Raw genomic sequence first — 16143 nt, forward strand, 5'->3', positions numbered from 1 at the left:
TAGGGTTCACCCATGCGTGGAATCCTTTTGGCCGGTGGCACCGGATCGCGACTCTGGCCGTTGACCCGGGCCGTTTCGAAGCAGCTGCTGCCCGTCTTCGACAAGCCGATGATCTATTACCCCCTCTCCACCCTGGTGATGGCGGGTATCAGTGAAATTCTGATCATCACCACCCCAGAAGACCGCGACCAGTTCGAGCGGTTGCTCGGCGACGGTTCGCAGTTCGGCCTGCGGCTGGAGTACGCCGTCCAGGAGCGCCCGGAGGGCATCGCCCAGGCATTCGTCCTCGGCGCCGACTTCATCGGTGACCAGTCCGTCGCGCTGATCCTCGGCGACAACATCTTCCACGGCAGCGGCCTGGGCACCCGGCTCGCCGAGCACACCGACTCCAAGGGCGGCCGGGTCTTCGCGTACCCGGTGGCGGACCCGACGGCGTACGGCGTGGTGGAGTTCGACGAGAACGGCCAGGCCATCTCCATCGAGGAGAAGCCGGTCAAGCCCAAGTCCCGCTACGCGGTGCCGGGCCTGTACTTCTACGACAACCAGGTCGTAGAGATAGCCCGCGGCTTGAAGCCCAGCGCCCGCGGCGAACTGGAGATCACCGCGGTCAACGACGCGTACCTCCAGGCCGGCGAGCTCAACGTCACGATCCTCGACCGCGGTACCGCGTGGCTGGACACCGGCACCTTCGTCTCGATGGTGCAGGCCTCCGAGTTCGTCCGCGTGATCGAGGAGCGCCAGGGCTTCAAGATCGGCTGCATCGAGGAGGCGGCCTGGCGGGCCGGCCTGATCGATTCCGCGCGGCTGCGCGAGCTCGCCCAGCCGCTCACCAAGAGCGGTTACGGCGACTACCTGCTGGCCCTGCTCGCCGAGGAGGACGCCCGATGAAGTTCCGTGAACTCTCCATCGAGGGCGCCTTCGAGGTCACCCCGCAGCTGCACGGGGACCCGCGCGGCCTGTTCACCGAGTGGTACCGCTTCGACCGGCTCGCCGAGGTGGTCGGCCACCCGCTGAACCTGGCGCAGGCGAACCTCTCGGTCTCCTCCGCGGGCGTGGTCCGCGGCATCCACTTCGCCGACGTACCCCGTGGCCAGGCCAAGTACGTGACCTGCGTACGCGGCGCCGTGCTCGACGTCATCGTGGACCTCCGGGTCGGCTCCCCCACGTTCGGCAAGTGGGAGGGCGTCCGCCTGGACGACGTGGACCGCCGCGCGGTCTACATCCCCGAGGGCCTCGGCCACGGGTTCTGCGCGCTGAGCGACGACGCGACGCTGTCGTACCTCTGCTCGGAGACCTACAACCCGACCGGTGAGCACTCGGTCCACCCGCTCGACGCCGACCTGGCCATCGAGTGGCCGGCCGACGTGCCGCTGCTGTCCGCCCGTGACGAGGCCGCCCCGTCGCTGGCCGACGCCATCGCGTCCGGGCTGCTGCCCGACTACGCGGCCTGCAAGGAATTCACCGAGTCGCTCCGCGTGAGCTGACCCGCCGCAGTCACGACAGGAGGGCCGTACCCGAAAGGGTGCGGCCCTCCTCTCGTTCCGCGCCGTCGTTCCCCTGCCACGCCGAAGGGCCCCGCCCCACCGCCGAAGCGGTGGGCCGGGGCCCTTCAGTGCAACTTGGTGCCCGATTCAACGAGCTACCAGGTCAGAACACGAATTACTTCGTGATCTTGGTGACCTGGCCGGCGCCCACGGTACGACCACCCTCACGGATGGCGAACTTCAGGCCCTCCTCCATGGCGACCGGCTGGATCAGCGCGACCGTCATCTCGGTGTTGTCGCCCGGCATGACCATCTCCGTGCCGGCCGGCAGGGTGACGACACCCGTGACGTCCGTGGTACGGAAGTAGAACTGCGGACGGTAGTTGTTGAAGAAGGGGGTGTGACGGCCACCCTCGTCCTTCGACAGGATGTAGGCCTGGGCCTCGAACTCGGTGTGCGGGGTGACCGAACCGGGCTTGATGATGACCTGGCCGCGCTCGACGTCCTCGCGCTTGATGCCACGGAGGAGCAGACCGACGTTCTCACCGGCCTGGCCCTCGTCGAGCAGCTTGCGGAACATCTCGATACCGGTGACCGTGGTGGTGGTCTTCTCTTCCTTGATACCGATGATGTCGACGGTCTCGTTGACCTTCAGGACACCACGCTCGATACGGCCGGTGACGACCGTACCGCGACCGGTGATCGTGAAGACGTCCTCGACGGGCATGAGGAACGGCATCTCGGTGTCACGCGGCGGGGTCGGGATGGCCTCGTCGACGGCGTCCATGAGGCCGATGAGCTTCTCGCCCCACTCGGCGTCGCCCTCGAGCGCCTTCAGCGCGGAGACGCGGACGACCGGCAGGTCGTCGCCCGGGAAGTCGTACTCGGAGAGCAGCTCGCGGACCTCGAGCTCGACGAGCTCCAGGATCTCCTCGTCGTCCACCATGTCGGCCTTGTTCAGGGCGACAACGATGTACGGAACGCCGACCTGGCGGGCCAGGAGCACGTGCTCCTTGGTCTGCGGCATCGGGCCGTCGGTGGCGGCGACCACGAGGATCGCGCCGTCCATCTGCGCGGCACCGGTGATCATGTTCTTGATGTAGTCCGCGTGACCCGGGCAGTCGACGTGGGCGTAGTGACGCGCCTCGGTCTGGTACTCGACGTGCGCGATGGAGATGGTGATACCGCGCTGGCGCTCCTCAGGAGCCTTGTCGATCTGATCGAAGGCCGAGGCCGCGTTCAGGTCCGGGTACTTGTCGTGCAGCACCTTGGTAATGGCGGCCGTGAGGGTCGTCTTACCGTGGTCAATGTGACCGATGGTGCCGATGTTGACGTGCGGCTTAGTCCGCTCGAACTTCGCCTTCGCCACGGGGGTCCTCCTGAGAGTGGTTCTGTACGCCTTACAGATCGGCGCCAGGTGATCTTTGCTGGATAGCCGGCTCCCCCGGGGCAACGGGAGGTTTCTCCTGTTGCCCCAGAGGCTCCGGTGGCAAGCCTAAAGCGTGAACTCGGAAGAGTTACTCGCCCTTGGCCTTCGCGATGATCTCCTCGGCGACGTTCCGGGGAACCTCGGCGTAGGAGTCGAACTGCATCGAGTAGCTGGCGCGACCCGAGGTCTTGCTGCGGAGGTCTCCGACGTAGCCGAACATCTCCGAAAGAGGCACGAGGCCCTTCACGACGCGAGCGCCGTGACGCTCCTCCATGGCCTGGATCTGGCCACGGCGGGAGTTGATGTCGCCGATGACATCACCCATGTAGTCCTCGGGCGTGGTGACCTCGACGGCCATCATCGGCTCAAGGAGCACGGGAGAAGCCTTGCGCGCGGCCTCCTTGAAGGCCTGCGAACCGGCGATCTTGAACGCGAGCTCGGAGGAGTCGACCTCGTGGTAGCCACCGTCGAGAAGCGTGACGCGAACGCCCGTCATCTCGTAGCCGGCCAGGATGCCGAACTGCATGGCCTCCTGCGCACCGGCGTCGACCGAAGGGATGTACTCCTTCGGCACGCGGCCACCGGTGACCTTGTTCACGAACTCGTACGCCGGACCGTCGGTCTCGGTGATGGGCTCGATCGCGATCTGCACCTTGGCGAACTGACCGGTACCACCGGTCTGCTTCTTGTGGGTGTAGTCGTGACGCTCGACGGCCTTGCGGATCGTCTCGCGGTAGGCCACCTGCGGCTTGCCGACGTTGGCCTCGACCTTGAACTCGCGCTTCATACGGTCGACCAGCACCTCGAGGTGCAGCTCGCCCATACCGCCGAGGATGGTCTGGCCCGTCTCCTCGTCCGAGTGAACGTGGAAGGAGGGGTCCTCCTCCGCGAGACGCTGGATGGCGACACCCAGCTTCTCCTGGTCACCCTTGGACTTGGGCTCGATGGCGACCTGGATGACCGGCGCCGGGAAGTCCATGGACTCCAGGATCACCTGGTTCTTGTCGTCACACAGCGTCTCACCGGTGGTGGTCTGCTTCAGGCCCATCACGGCGACGATGTCGCCGGCGCCCACCGAGTCGATCTCCTCACGCTTGTTCGCGTGCATGCGGTAGATCTTGCCGATGCGCTCCTTCTTGCCCTTGACGGAGTTCAGCACCGCAGTGCCGGCCTCCAGGCGGCCCGAGTAAACCCGGACGAAGGTGAGCTTGCCGAGGTGCGGGTCGCTCATGATCTTGAACGCCAGCGCCGCGAGCGGCTCCTCGTCGGAAGGCTTGCGCTTCACGACGACCTCGGGGTCCTTGACGTCGTGGCCCTCGATGGCCTCGATGTCCAGGGGCGACGGCAGGTAGCGGACGACAGCGTCGAGCAGGGGCTGGACGCCCTTGTTCTTGAACGCCGTACCACAGAACACCGCGGTGATCGTGGGCTCGCCCTTGCCCTTGCCGGAGCCGAGGATGATGCGACGGACGGCGGCGTGCAGCTGCTCCACGGACGGCTCGTCGCCGTTCAGGAAGAGCTCCATGATCTCGTCGTCGTTCTCGGCGACGGTCTCGACGAGCTTCCCGCGCCACTCTTCAGCGGCCTCGGTGTGCGTGTCGGGGATGTCGACGATGTCGTACATCTCGCCCTTGGTCGCCTCGGCGGACCAGACGAACGCCTTCATCGTGACGAGGTCGACGACACCCTGGAAGTCAGCCTCGGCACCGATGGGGAGCTGCATGACGATCGGAACCGCACCGAGGCGGTCCTTGATCATGTCGACACAGCGGTGGAACTCGGCGCCGGTACGGTCGAGCTTGTTGACGAAGCAGATACGCGGAACGCCGTAGCGGTCCGCCTGACGCCAAACGGTCTCGGACTGCGGCTCCACACCGGCGACACCGTCGAACACGGTGACGGCACCGTCGAGGACGCGGAGCGAACGCTCCACCTCGACCGTGAAGTCAACGTGACCCGGAGTGTCGATGATGTTGATGGTGTGGTCGACGTCCTCGAGCGGCCAGTGGCAGGTCGTCGCGGCGGACGTGATCGTGATGCCGCGCTCCTGCTCCTGCTCCATCCAGTCCATCGTGGCAGCGCCGTCGTGGACTTCACCGATCTTGTAAGACACACCGGTGTAGAACAGGATGCGCTCGGTGGTGGTCGTCTTGCCCGCGTCGATGTGGGCCATGATCCCGATGTTGCGGACCTTGGCCAGGTCAAGCGAAGTGGTAGCCATATCGGCTCAGTCTTCTCTCGGTCTCGATGTGGGTTAGAACTACCAGCGGTAGTGCGCGAAGGCCTTGTTGGACTCGGCCATCTTGTGCGTGTCCTCACGCTTCTTGACGGCAGCGCCAAGACCGTTCGAGGCGTCGAGCAGCTCGTTCATGAGGCGCTCGGTCATGGTCTTCTCGCGGCGGGCGCGGGAGTAACCCACGAGCCAGCGCAGCGCGAGGGTCGACTGGCGGCCCGGCTTGACCTCAACCGGAACCTGGTAGGTCGCGCCACCGACACGGCGGGACTTGACCTCGAGGGACGGCTTGACGTTCTCCAGCGCGCGCTTCAGCGTGATGACCGGGTCGTTGCCGGTCTTCTCGCGGAGGCCTTCCATGGCGCCGTAAACGATGCGCTCGGCGGTGGAGCGCTTGCCGTTCAGGAGGATCTTGTTGATGAGCGAGGTCACCAGAGGAGATGCGTAGACCGGGTCGATGATGACCGGGCGCTTCGGGGCGGGGCCCTTACGAGGCATTCTTACTTCTCCTTCTTGGCGCCGTAGCGGCTGCGGGCCTGCTTGCGGTTCTTGACAGCCTGGGTGTCAAGCGCACCGCGGATGATCTTGTAACGAACACCCGGCAGGTCCTTCACACGGCCACCACGCACGAGCACGATCGAGTGCTCCTGCAGGTTGTGTCCCTCACCCGGAATGTAAGCGGTGACCTCGATGCCAGAGGTCAGACGCACACGCGCGACCTTACGCAGCGCCGAGTTCGGCTTCTTCGGGGTGGTCGTGAACACACGCGTGCAGACGCCGCGACGCTGGGGCGAGGCCTCAAGCGCGGGGGTCTTTGTCTTCTCGACCTTGTCCTGCCGGCCCTTACGGACCAGCTGCTGGATCGTAGGCACTACTTCTCCGGTTTCTGTGTGCCGTGTAGTGAAGCTAACCTGGAACATTTGCCGACCCACGCGGTCGGGTGTGTCGGATCCGGCGGACTTCCGCGCAAGCACGGAAACGCATGGATCGCGGTGGCCGATACGGGCTCTCCTGCGGTTGATGGACACGCACGGGAGCCCAGGCACACCCCAGGCACAAGGTCTGAGCGTACCTACCGCAACCACTTCGGTCAAAACAAAAGCCCGGCCGCCGGAGCCGGGAGACCGCCACGACCCGTGCGCCACCTGGGCGACACCCCCGTGCGGCCCCGCTGACTCGCACATGTGGTAGGGCCGTGGTAAAGACGGCCAGGTCAGTCCCCCTCGACAGGGCCGTGACCGTCCCGCACGAGCACGTGCCCGAGGCCCGGCGCGCGGCCCGCACGCGGCCCGGTAGCGGCCCGGCGAACTAAACTGCCGAGCGCTTCAGCCCAAACGGCACGATCATCAGGGGAGCGGGACATTGGGGACGGTCACCTCGGAGCCGGCCACGGCGCACAGCCCGCGCCCCGACGGCGGCCGGGACCTGCCCGCCCCCCGGCGCCGCCGTCCCCGCCCCGCCCGGCTGTACGGACCCCTGCTCGCCTTCCTGATCACCTCGGGGGCGTTCTGCGCGGCCTGGGTGGCGCGCGGCACCTTCCCCTTCGGCAACACCGGCCGGGCCCTCAACGACCAGGCCAACCAGTACGTGCCCTTCCACCGCGCGCTCTGGGACCTGGTCCACGGGCAGGCCGCCGGTGATGTGCTCTTCACCTGGCGCGGCGGCTTCGGACAGCAGTTCCTGTCCGACTACTACACGTACCTCGGCAACCCCTTCTCGTGGCTGACCGTCCTGGTCCCGCGCGCCCACGTCGACCTGGCCGTCTTCGCGCTCACCCCGGTCACCATGGGCACGGCCGCCGCCGTGATGACGGTGTACCTCGGCAAGCTGCGCCCCGGTCCGTGGTGGCAGCGCGGCGTCCTCGGCGCCTGCTATGGCCTGTGCGGCTGGGCGCTCAGCGACGCCTCGTACATCCCCATGTGGCTGTGGGGCCTGGTCGCCCTCCCCCTGCTCGGCATCGCCGTCGAGTGGTGCCTGGAGGAGCGCCGCTGGCCGGGCGCGGCCCTGCTGGTCGCGCTCGCCTGGTACGGGAACTTCTACACCGCGATGATGGCCACGATGGCCGCCTGCGTCCTGCTGGCCATCCGCCTGATCACCCGGGACATGACGCGCGGGCTGGGGGTCCCCCCGGACGGAGCCCGGGCAAGACTGCGCGCCCTGTGGCGGGCGTCGACGGCCGCCACGACCGGGGTGATGCTCACCCTGCCGCTCCTCCTGCCGTCGTTCCTGTCCAGCGGCTCGGCGCAGCCCACCCAGGCCGCCGCCTTCGACCCGGTCCGGATCGAGCTCTTCCTCGCGGGCATGCTCCCGGCCACCCACCTGTGGGGCGGCCGCCCACGGCTCTACGTCGCCTCGCTCGGGCTGATCCTGGCGGGCTCCTTCGTCTTCAACGCCGCCGTCGCGAGGCGGACCCGCCTGGTGTGGGCTGCCGCGATCCTGCTCGTGGCCGCCTCGTTCCAGTTCCCGCCCACGCAGTACGTGTGGCACGGGCTGGCGGTGCCCAACGGCAATCCGTACCGCGAGGCCTTCGTCTTCAGCGGCATGGTGGTCGTCGTGGCCTGGCTGGCGCTGGCCGCCCGGCCCCGCCCGCTGCACCTCGCGCTCACCGCCGGACTGCTGGTCGCGGCCACCTTCGTACTCCGGCACACCGACGACTTCGGCGGCTGGACCTGGCGCGCGGTGCTGGGGGGCGGGGCCGTGTCGCTGCTGGCCCTGGTCCTGCTCGCGCTGGGTGAGAAGCGCCGGTACCTGGTCCCCGTCGCGGCCGTCCTCATGGTCGGCGTGGTCTTCGCCGAGTCCACGGTGGCCGCGGCGAGCGCGGACGCCCGCCGGGCCCGCGAGCGCTGGGCGAAGCCGACCGCCACCTCGAACCGGTCGATCACCGACCACTACGAAGCCGTCCGACAGGTGGACGGCTGGCCCGCCTACCGGACCGACTCGGGCTCTCCGCAGACCTCGTACAACGACGCCCTGGCCCTGCGCGCGGAGGGGCCGCAGTACTACAGCAGCTACCTCCCGGAGGCCACGTACGGGGCACTGGAGCCCCTGGGATACGGCTTCAAGAACGACGGCCGGACCTTCTTCGGCGCCGACAACCCGGTGCTCGACGCGATCTTCTCGATCGGCGCGCGGGTCCGCCCCGGGGCCGCTCCGGGCAGCTGGACGGGCTCGAAGTTCCCCGCGCCCCCGCTGGTCACGGTCCGCTCCACCACCTACACCTCGCCGAACCCCGCGGGCAGCGTCTACGCCCACCAGGAGAACGTCCTGGGCGCCACCGTCTACCGGGTCCCGCAGGTCACCCGCGGCGGCAGCGCCACCGAGCAGACGTACGCGGCGCAGTGCGCTCCCGGCTCCGAGGCCTACTGGTACTCCCCCGAGGTGTACGGCACCCTGCGGACCGCAGGCGCCGAGCGGCAGCTGGAGGACCAGACGACCGGTGTGATCCCGCTGGGCGAGGTCCCCGCCTCGGGCCGGATCGACGTCACCGTGGACACCCGCACGAAGGGCGCGAGCGCCGGGGAGCACCCGCTGGGCTGCCTGGACCGCGCGGCCCTCGACACGGCGGTCGCCCGGCTGACCGCCGGCGGCGCCACCGACGTGAAGGCGGGCGGCCACACCGTCGAGGCCACCCTTCCCGAGGGCGCCACCGGCACCGCAGTCTTCGCGATGACCGACATCCCGGGCTGGCAGTGCTCCGCCCCGGTGCGCGACTTCCACGGCCTGGTGTCGCTGCCCCTGGCCCCCGGCACGAAGAAGGTCTCCTGCGCCTTCACCCCCAAGGGCCTCACCCCGGGCCTGGCCGGCGCCGCCCTCGCCCTCCTGGCCCTGGTCTCGGTCACGGTGGCGGGCGCGCGCCGCCGCCGCGCGGGCGCCGCCGCCTGACCCGGGCACTGTCCGTGACCGTCCGTACTCAATCGAGTGGTTCCGGATCTGCGAGGGGCCCGCGGTCAGTAAATTGACCGCTCTGACGCATCGGGGCGGGGGCCGCATGGCTTTGGACAACCTCCCGGGCGACGGAGGGCTGGACGACCGGGTCCCCTTCCTGGCCCGGCTGGAGAACGAGGACGGTACGGCGTTACGCGCGCTCGGCCGTGAGCTGGCGTTCGCACCGCGCGACCGCCTGATCCACCAGAACGAGCCCTCTTCGCACATCCTGCTGGTCCTGCACGGCTGGACCAAGGTGAGCGTCGCCGCGCCCAACGGCTACCAGGCGCTGCTCGCCCTGCGCGGGCCCGGCGACATCCTCGGCGAGTCCGCCGCCCTCACCGGCCGCGTCCGCTCCGCCACCGTGACCGCACTGGAGCCGGTCCGGGCCGTGGCCGTCGACCACGAGGCCTTCCGCGCGTACCTCGCCGCCTTCCCCGCGGTCGCCCTCCAGCTCCTCGCCCTCACCTCCGACCGCACCCGCGCCGCCGACCGGCGCCGCCTGGAGTTCGCCTCGCTGAGCGTGCGCGAGCGCCTCGCCGTCCTGCTCCTGGACCTGTCCAGGACCCACGGCCGCGCTGCCCCCGCAGGCGTCGAGCTGACCGTTGCGCTCACCAAGGAAGAGCTCGCCGGAGCCGTCGGGGCCTCCCGCGAGATGGTCCAGCGGGAGCTCAAGGAGCTCCGCGAACGCGGCGTCGTGATCACCGGCCGCCGCGCGCTGGTGATCGTACGGCCGGACGTACTGCGCCGGATCGCCCAGTCGCAGCCGCCGGCCTAGGCAGCCCCGGGGCTGCCCGCGCCTTCAGTGCAGGGCGTCACACTCCGGGTGCGTCATCCGCCCTCACGGCGGGGCGCCCGTCTGCCCCACTCTCTTGTCACAGCAGGGATCCACCGGGATCCACCACGAGAGGCGATCATGAACGACCCACTCCCCCGCACCATCCTCCTGGTCGACACCGAGCGCTACAGCGACCGCGACGACGTCCAGCAGGCCTTCCTGCGCCGGATGCTGTACGACGTCGTCGACCGGACCCTGCTGGCCGCCGGAATCGACCAGACGTTACGACTGCGTGCCGACCGCGGCGACGCGATCATGGAGATGATCGACCCGAGCGCGCCGCTGACGACTCTGCTGCGCGCCCTGATGACCGAGGTCCCCGCCCAGCTGCGCGCCGTGAACCGGCTGGCGGCCAGCTCGGCGCAGATCCGGCTGCGGGCCGTGCTCGCGACCGGGTACGTCGCCGTCGACGAGTTCGACGGCTGGGTGGGCACGGACCTCAACCACGCCTGCCGGCTGCTGGACGGCGAACCCCTGAAGGAAGCCCTGCGCGAGCGTACGGACGACTACGCGCTCTGCGTCTCGGAGTCGGTCTACGCCGGCATCGTGCGGCACAACCACACCGGAATCCCGGCCGACGAATTCACAGCGGTCACCATGCCCAGCAAGAACGGCCCGCTGGGCGCGTGGCTGTACGGACCACTGCCGACGGGGGTCCCGGCGCCGGAGCCTGAGGGGGACTCCGGCGCCGGGACAGCCGGGACCGGGGGCGCCACGGCGGCCCCGGTCCCGGTGAGCCAGATCAACGGCGGGCAGTTCGGCGGCGTCAACCACGGCATCGCCGGCGGCACCTTCCACGGCGACATCCAGCTGGGCGGCGGTGACCGCCGATGAGCACCCCGGTCGCGGACGCCCCGGTACCCCCCGAGGGACCGGACCAGGCGGAGTCCCCGGCCGAGCCGGCGGCCGCGGCCGCGGCTGCGGCACCGGCTCCGGCTCCGGCGGAGGAAGCACCCCAGAGCGCCTACGACGCCCGGCGCGACCTCTTGCGCGGCATCCCCGACGCGATGCGCGGCGGCGTCGGCGGCGGCCAGTTCGGCGGCGTCAACCACGGCATCAGCGGCGGCACCTTCCACGGCGGCGTCACCGTGAACCACCTGATGGTCGGCGGCGCCGCGCACACCTCCGGCGAGGTCCCCAGAGGGACGCTGAAACGCCTCGACAGGGTGTTCGCCGAGGACGGCAGCAACTTCCAGGACCTGCTGGAGCAGCTCCGCAAGGAGCGCGTCCTGGTACTCACGGGCCCCCGCTTCACGGGCCGGCGCACCGCCGCACTCCTGCTGCTGCGGCGCCTGGGCACCGCTTCGGTCCATTCCCTGGACCGGAGCACGTCCCCCGAGAACCTGGCCGACCGGCTCACCGCCGGAGAGGCGCGCGGGTACGTCCTGTGCGACCCGATCACCACGCGGGACCAGCCGCTGCGCGACACGCACCTGCTGGCCGCCAGGGACAAGCTCGGCGAGAACGGCGTCCTGGTGATCACCGCCGGTCCGCACACCCATCTGGAGGGCGTCTCGGGCCACCCCTGGCAGCCTCCCGGCACCACGGCCGTCCTGCGCTCCTCACTGCGCGCCCACGTGGACGACGAAGGCGAGTTACGGCGGCTGCTCGCGCTGCCCGCCGTCACCGACTTCCTCAGCGGCCACCACCAGCTCCGCGAGGCCGCGCGGTTCGCCGAGGTACTGGGCCGGCACTCCCTCCACGGCTCCGACGCGTCGGAGATCGAGACCTTCTCCCAGGCCGCTCTGGAGCAGCAGATCCAGGAGTGGTTCGAGGACGCGGACGGCACGCTGCACCTGCGGGAGAAGGCCTTCCTCGTCGCCCTCGCCGCCTTCCACAAGGGGCCGTACGCCCTCACCGCCGAACTCAGCGACCTCCTGTTCGGCCTCCTCCAGCGCACCGAGGACCCGGACGTGTCCGCGGCCGTCCCCGTCTTCGGCACCAACCCCGCCAAGCGCCTCCAGCTGGCCCGCGCCATCCGCTACCCGAAGGAGGAGCAGACCGAGTGGGGCCCGGTCACCCAGTCGATGGCCGCCTTCCAGGACGACCGGCTCGCGGCGGTCCTGCTCCGCGAGGTGTGGACCGGCCATCCGTCCGCCCGCCCCGCGCTGGTCGGCTGGCTGCGGCTGCTCGCAGCCGACGGGCGTTCCTTCGTACGCACCCGGGCCGCGTCCACCGTCGCCGTACTGGCCCTCCACGACCTGCCCTCCGCGATGGCCCTGGTCATCGAGGAATGGGCGCTGTCCGACCGCCCGTGGCTGCGGATCGGCGCCGTCAACGCCCTCGCGCTCGCCCACATCATCGGCACCCCGAACATCCCGCGGATCATCGACCGCTGGTGCGCCGACGAGGACGCCCACGCGCGCCTGCGCTGGGCCGCCATCCGCGTCCACGGACTGATCGGCGACGAGCGGCCCGCGGAGACCGTCGAAGCCCTGCGCGTGGCCGTCCGGCGCGACGGGAACGACGCGGCGATGCTGCTCGAACTCGCCCAGTCCGTCGAACTGCTGCTCCTCTCCGACGCGCGCGACGAGGTCCTCGCCGAGGTGCTGCGCACGCGCGACGACGACCGGGCCGCCGTCGACCTCGCCCTCGACGGCTTCCTGCGCGCCTGCCGGCACACCGAGGACGACGAGCCCTTCGGCCGCCCGCTGGTCCTCGCCTGGTACGCCCGGTCCGTCACCGAGCGGCCGCACTCCGCCCGCGGGATCGCCGAGCTGTGGCGGGCCGCCCTCGGCCGCCTCCCCAACCAGGACGCCCTCGACGTGCTGCACGACTGGGTGGTGGCCGCGGACCGCGACCACGCCACCGAATGGGCGCTCGCCGCCCTGCTGCCCGCCCTGGTCACCCGCGCCAACGAGCGGGAGCGGCTGCTCCACCTCCTGCGCGAGGGGAAGCACGGGGTGGTACCCGCCGCCGCCGAGCGCCTGCTGACCGTACTGCCGAACCACTGAACCGAGGAGAAGCCGCACGATGTCCGATCCCCGCCGCCACCCCGACTGGGAGCAGCCGGCCGACCGGCACACCCAGCTGATCGACCCGGTGATCACCGTCCAGCAGCTCGGGCGGTTCGAGGTGTTCCGCAAGCTGCAGACCCGCATCGACCACGCCCTGGTCTTCTCGACCACCAAGGGCGGGTACGTCGCCTTCCTGCCGCCGCAGCGGCCCGGCTCCACCCGCGGCTACACGGCGGTCTACGAGGTGGACACGGGAGTCCACCACTTCCGGGCGGAGATCGAGCTCCCCAGCGACAACGACGCGTTCCAGTTCGTCGTGGTCGTGGAGATCAGCTGGCAGGTGACGGACCCGGCCCGGTTCGTGGAGAGCCGTCACCGCGACGTGCCCCGGCTGCTGCTCGGCGAGCTGGAGCAGGCCGCCCGGCCGGTCGCGCGGCGCTTCTCCATCGCCCGGAGCGCCGAGGCCGAAGGGGAACTGCTGCGGGCGCTGCCCGCGGCCGGCCCGCTCGGCCGGACGTGCGGGCTCCAGACCTCCTGGACCGTCCGGCTGCGGCGCGACCAGGAGAACATCGACCACCAGCTGCGCATGCAGGCCATCCACCACGGCACCGACGAGCAGATCCTCACCGAGCAGCTCGGCATGCGTTACGACGCCCAGCTCGACCAGCGGGCCCGCCAGCAGGACGAGCTGACCACCGGACGGGCGCTGGCCTACGGTGGCCAGCAGCACGAGCTGGCCCTGCAGCAGCAGCAGTGGGAGCACCAGCAGCGCCTGGAGCTGAGCCGCCAGCAGGCGGAGCTGCAGCGCGTCGAGGCCGAGAAGATCGCCTTCTACCAGTACCACCTGGAGCAGGGCGGGGTGCACGCGTGGGCGCTCCACCTGGCCCAGCACCCCGAGGACTCGGCCCTCGTCATGCGGACCATGCGCGAGGACCAGCTCCAGATGATCCGCGACCAGATGAACCTGGTCAGCCAGGTGCTCGGAGACGGCGGGGCCGAGCGGCACGAGTTGCAGGGACCCAAGCAGCTGGCGCTGCGGGCCATGAACGACATCCTGAACCAGCGCCTCCCCGGTGTCCCCCACGACCCGGCCCCGCCCTATCCGGGCCGGCTCCCGGCCCCGCCCGCGCAGCCGCCCGCGGCCCCGCCCGGGGCACCGGTACAGGGTGTCCCCGTACAGGGTGTCCCCGTACAGGGCTACGGACCGGCCGCGCCGCAGCCGCCCGCGACGTACGGGCCGGCCCCGACCTTCGCCCAGTGGGAGCCGCCGCCCGGGTACGGGACCGCTCCCGTACAGCCGCCGGCCCCGCCCGGCCCCACGGCCGAACCCGAGCCCGAACCCGAGCCCGAGCCCCGGCCCGAGGCCCAGGCCCAGGACCAGCCCCAGGCCGACGCCGGGAGGCCGCAGCCGTGACCGCGACCCCGTCCCCGACGCCGACCCCGCCTCCGCCCGGCGGCGAGGCCGCCACCCGGCTCCTGTCCGACCTGCGCGGAGAGATAGCCCGGGCCGACAGCAAGGCCTCGGTGCTGGTCGGCGCCCTCGGGATGACCGCCGGGGTGATCAGCGCCCTGCTCGCCGGAAAGGGCTGGCGGCCCGACACGCTCTCCGCCCCCGGCACGGCCGTGTGGTGGGCGGGGGCCGTCGCCCTCGCCGTGGCACTGCTCGCCCTGCTGCTGGCAGTGCTGCCCCGGTACCGCTCGGCCGAGTGGCGGCCGGGCTCCCCGCTCTCGTACTTCGGCGACATCCGCTCGGCGGTGCGCCAGGGCCGCCTCGCAGAGGCCCTCGCCGACACCGACCGCGACCCCGCCGCCTCGCTGATGGCGGCGCTCGCGGAGAACAGCCGGATCGCCGCCCGCAAGCACCAGTGGATCAGGACCGGCCTGTTCGCCTTCTGCACCGCCACGGTGCTGCTCCCCGCCGCCCTGCTCATCGGCTGACGTCCCCGATACGACGAAGGATTCACCGTGAACCAGCCACCCGAACCCCAGTACCCGCAGGGGCCCCAGTACCCGCAGAGCCCGCCGCCCCCGACGTACCCGCAGCCGCAGGCACCCGCGTACCCGCAGCAGCAGCCCCAAGCGCCCGCGTACCCGCAGCAGCAACCCCAAGCGCCCGCCTACCCGCAGCCCCAGCCGGCTCCGCCCCAGGCACCCGCGTACCCGCAGCAGCAGCCCCAGGCACCCGCCTACCCGCAGCCCCAGCAGCCCGCGTACCCCCAGTACCAGCAGCCCCAGCAGCCCGCCTACCCCCACTACCAGCCCGCCCCCGCAGCCCCGCCGGCCCAGTTGCCGGCCCCCGCGGCCCCGCTGGACGACCTGGAGTACCAGAACGCCCCCGGCACCCGCGTCCACCGCAAGGCGTACCAGCGCAGCGCGGACGCCACCGCCTTCGGCCAGCTCGCCCTGCACGTCCCCGGGTTCCTGATGAGCCTCATGGTGGTCCTGCTCCTCGCCACCATCCTGGAGGCCGTGTCCGGCCTGCCCTACTGGCTGCCCACCCTGTTCTGGATCGCCTCCGGGGCCCTCGTCTTCCACCGCCCCAGCGAGGACTTCTTCGCCCGCCACCTGCTGCGCCTGCAGCGCCCGCTCCCGAATGAGCTCGCCGCGCTCTCCCCGGTGTGGCGCGAGGTCACGGCCCGCGCCGGCGTCGACGGCGACCGCTACGAGCTGTGGATCGAGGACACCGACCACCTGAACGCGTACGCGGCCGCCGGCCACATCGTCGGCGTCACCCGGTACGCCCTGGAGAACCTGCCCAAGTCCCAGCTCGCCGCCGTACTCGCCCACGAGCTCGGCCACCACACCGGCGGCCACGCCTGGTCCGGGCTGCTGGGCTGGTGGTACGGCCTGCCCGGGCGGATCGCCTGGCAGGTCATCCGCGCCGTGACCGTCTTCGTCATCCGGTTCACCAGCTTCTTCTCCTACCTGGCCGCCGGATTCATGATCATCTTCGTCGGCCTGTTCACCATCCTGACGATCACCGCCACCTACGGGCTCCCGCTGCTGCTGCTCGTGATGCCCTACCTGATGGCGGCGGTGGGCCGGCGGGCCGAGCTGCGCGCCGACGAGCACGCCGCCGCACTCGGCTTCGCGCCGATGCTCGCGCAGATGCTGCACGGGGTGATGGCCCAGGAGGAGCAGGCGAAGCAGGCCGTCCTGGCCCAGACCGGGAAGCCGTTCACCGAGCCCGGCACCCTGGACCGGCTGCTCTCCACCCACCCCGACCACCGGACCCGGCTGCACCACCTCCAGCCGTACCTGCAGCCCGCACGCTGAAG

At 70.7% G+C, this 16143-nt stretch carries 13 protein-coding genes; 9 read left to right on the plus strand and 4 right to left on the minus strand.

Features of this window, described 5'->3' with window-relative positions; genetic code table 11:
- Nucleotides 1-12 precede the first annotated feature (12 nt).
- Together rfbA and rfbC are read left to right on the plus strand one after the other, a co-directional pair.
- On the plus strand, nucleotides 13-888 hold the full coding sequence (gene rfbA / locus ACFYOB_RS23580; RefSeq protein WP_388562402.1) for a glucose-1-phosphate thymidylyltransferase RfbA: 876 nt from the start codon (nucleotides 13-15) through the stop codon (nucleotides 886-888).
- Nucleotides 885-1484 (plus strand): dTDP-4-dehydrorhamnose 3,5-epimerase, encoded by a 600-nt coding sequence (rfbC, locus tag ACFYOB_RS23585; protein ID WP_388562404.1) that lies wholly within the window; start codon nucleotides 885-887, stop codon nucleotides 1482-1484. Before rfbA ends, rfbC begins: the two co-directional genes overlap by 4 nt.
- Nucleotides 1485-1659: 175 nt before the next feature.
- Here the strand turns inward: rfbC and tuf are convergent, their stop codons facing one another.
- From tuf to rpsL, 4 genes are all read right to left on the minus strand, one after another.
- Nucleotides 1660-2853 (minus strand): elongation factor Tu, encoded by a 1194-nt coding sequence (gene tuf / locus ACFYOB_RS23590; protein ID WP_328927151.1) that lies wholly within the window; start codon nucleotides 2851-2853, stop codon nucleotides 1660-1662.
- A 148-nt stretch (nucleotides 2854-3001) separates the two neighbouring features.
- Nucleotides 3002-5134, minus strand: coding sequence for an elongation factor G (gene fusA, locus ACFYOB_RS23595; protein WP_362395215.1), 2133 nt, complete (start codon nucleotides 5132-5134; stop codon nucleotides 3002-3004).
- Nucleotides 5135-5173: 39 nt separating this feature from the next.
- Entirely contained in the window at nucleotides 5174-5644 is a 471-nt protein-coding gene (rpsG, locus tag ACFYOB_RS23600) for a 30S ribosomal protein S7 (RefSeq protein ID WP_007265894.1), read from the minus strand.
- 2 nt (nucleotides 5645-5646) lie between these two features.
- Nucleotides 5647-6018, minus strand: coding sequence for a 30S ribosomal protein S12 (rpsL, locus tag ACFYOB_RS23605; RefSeq protein WP_007265893.1), 372 nt, complete (start codon nucleotides 6016-6018; stop codon nucleotides 5647-5649).
- 490 nt (nucleotides 6019-6508) lie between these two features.
- Here rpsL and ACFYOB_RS23610 point away from each other — a divergent pair, with 490 nt between their 5' ends.
- From ACFYOB_RS23610 to ACFYOB_RS23640, 7 genes are all read left to right on the plus strand, one after another.
- The gene (locus ACFYOB_RS23610) at nucleotides 6509-9028 is read left to right on the plus strand and encodes a YfhO family protein (RefSeq protein WP_388562407.1); all 2520 of its coding nucleotides are present in this window, start codon (nucleotides 6509-6511) and stop codon (nucleotides 9026-9028) included.
- A gap of 106 nt (nucleotides 9029-9134) precedes the next feature.
- Entirely contained in the window at nucleotides 9135-9848 is a 714-nt protein-coding gene (locus ACFYOB_RS23615) for a Crp/Fnr family transcriptional regulator (protein ID WP_388562409.1), read from the plus strand.
- A gap of 138 nt (nucleotides 9849-9986) precedes the next feature.
- Entirely contained in the window at nucleotides 9987-10742 is a 756-nt protein-coding gene (locus tag ACFYOB_RS23620; RefSeq protein WP_388562411.1) for a hypothetical protein, read from the plus strand.
- Nucleotides 10739-12862, plus strand: coding sequence for a hypothetical protein (locus tag ACFYOB_RS23625; RefSeq protein ID WP_388562413.1), 2124 nt, complete (start codon nucleotides 10739-10741; stop codon nucleotides 12860-12862). Before ACFYOB_RS23620 ends, ACFYOB_RS23625 begins: the two co-directional genes overlap by 4 nt.
- 19 nt (nucleotides 12863-12881) lie before the next feature.
- A complete protein-coding gene (locus ACFYOB_RS23630) occupies nucleotides 12882-14279 on the plus strand; it encodes a hypothetical protein (protein ID WP_388562415.1) in 1398 nt (465 codons plus the stop codon).
- Entirely contained in the window at nucleotides 14276-14803 is a 528-nt protein-coding gene (locus ACFYOB_RS23635) for a Pycsar system effector family protein (RefSeq protein WP_388562417.1), read from the plus strand. Before ACFYOB_RS23630 ends, ACFYOB_RS23635 begins: the two co-directional genes overlap by 4 nt.
- Nucleotides 14804-14830: 27 nt before the next feature.
- Entirely contained in the window at nucleotides 14831-16141 is a 1311-nt protein-coding gene (locus tag ACFYOB_RS23640; RefSeq protein ID WP_388562419.1) for a M48 family metalloprotease, read from the plus strand.
- Nucleotides 16142-16143 lie beyond the last annotated feature (2 nt).

The organism is Streptomyces sp. NPDC006463 (genome assembly GCF_042870715.1).
In the GTDB taxonomy this organism is placed as follows: domain Bacteria; phylum Actinomycetota; class Actinomycetes; order Streptomycetales; family Streptomycetaceae; genus Streptomyces.

Excerpts from the sequence above, each read along its gene's own strand:
- fusA (WP_362395215.1), bottom strand. The coding sequence starts at position 5,134 with ATGGCTACCACTTCGCTTGACCTGGCCAAGGTCCGCAACATCGGGATC.
- ACFYOB_RS23620 (WP_388562411.1), top strand. The coding sequence starts at position 9,987 with ATGAACGACCCACTCCCCCGCACCATCCTCCTGGTCGACACCGAGCGC.
- ACFYOB_RS23625 (WP_388562413.1), top strand. The coding sequence starts at position 10,739 with ATGAGCACCCCGGTCGCGGACGCCCCGGTACCCCCCGAGGGACCGGAC.
- rfbA (WP_388562402.1), top strand. The coding sequence starts at position 13 with ATGCGTGGAATCCTTTTGGCCGGTGGCACCGGATCGCGACTCTGGCCG.
- rfbC (WP_388562404.1), top strand. The coding sequence starts at position 885 with ATGAAGTTCCGTGAACTCTCCATCGAGGGCGCCTTCGAGGTCACCCCG.
- ACFYOB_RS23615 (WP_388562409.1), top strand. The coding sequence starts at position 9,135 with ATGGCTTTGGACAACCTCCCGGGCGACGGAGGGCTGGACGACCGGGTC.
- rpsG (WP_007265894.1), bottom strand. The coding sequence starts at position 5,644 with ATGCCTCGTAAGGGCCCCGCCCCGAAGCGCCCGGTCATCATCGACCCG.
- ACFYOB_RS23630 (WP_388562415.1), top strand. The coding sequence starts at position 12,882 with ATGTCCGATCCCCGCCGCCACCCCGACTGGGAGCAGCCGGCCGACCGG.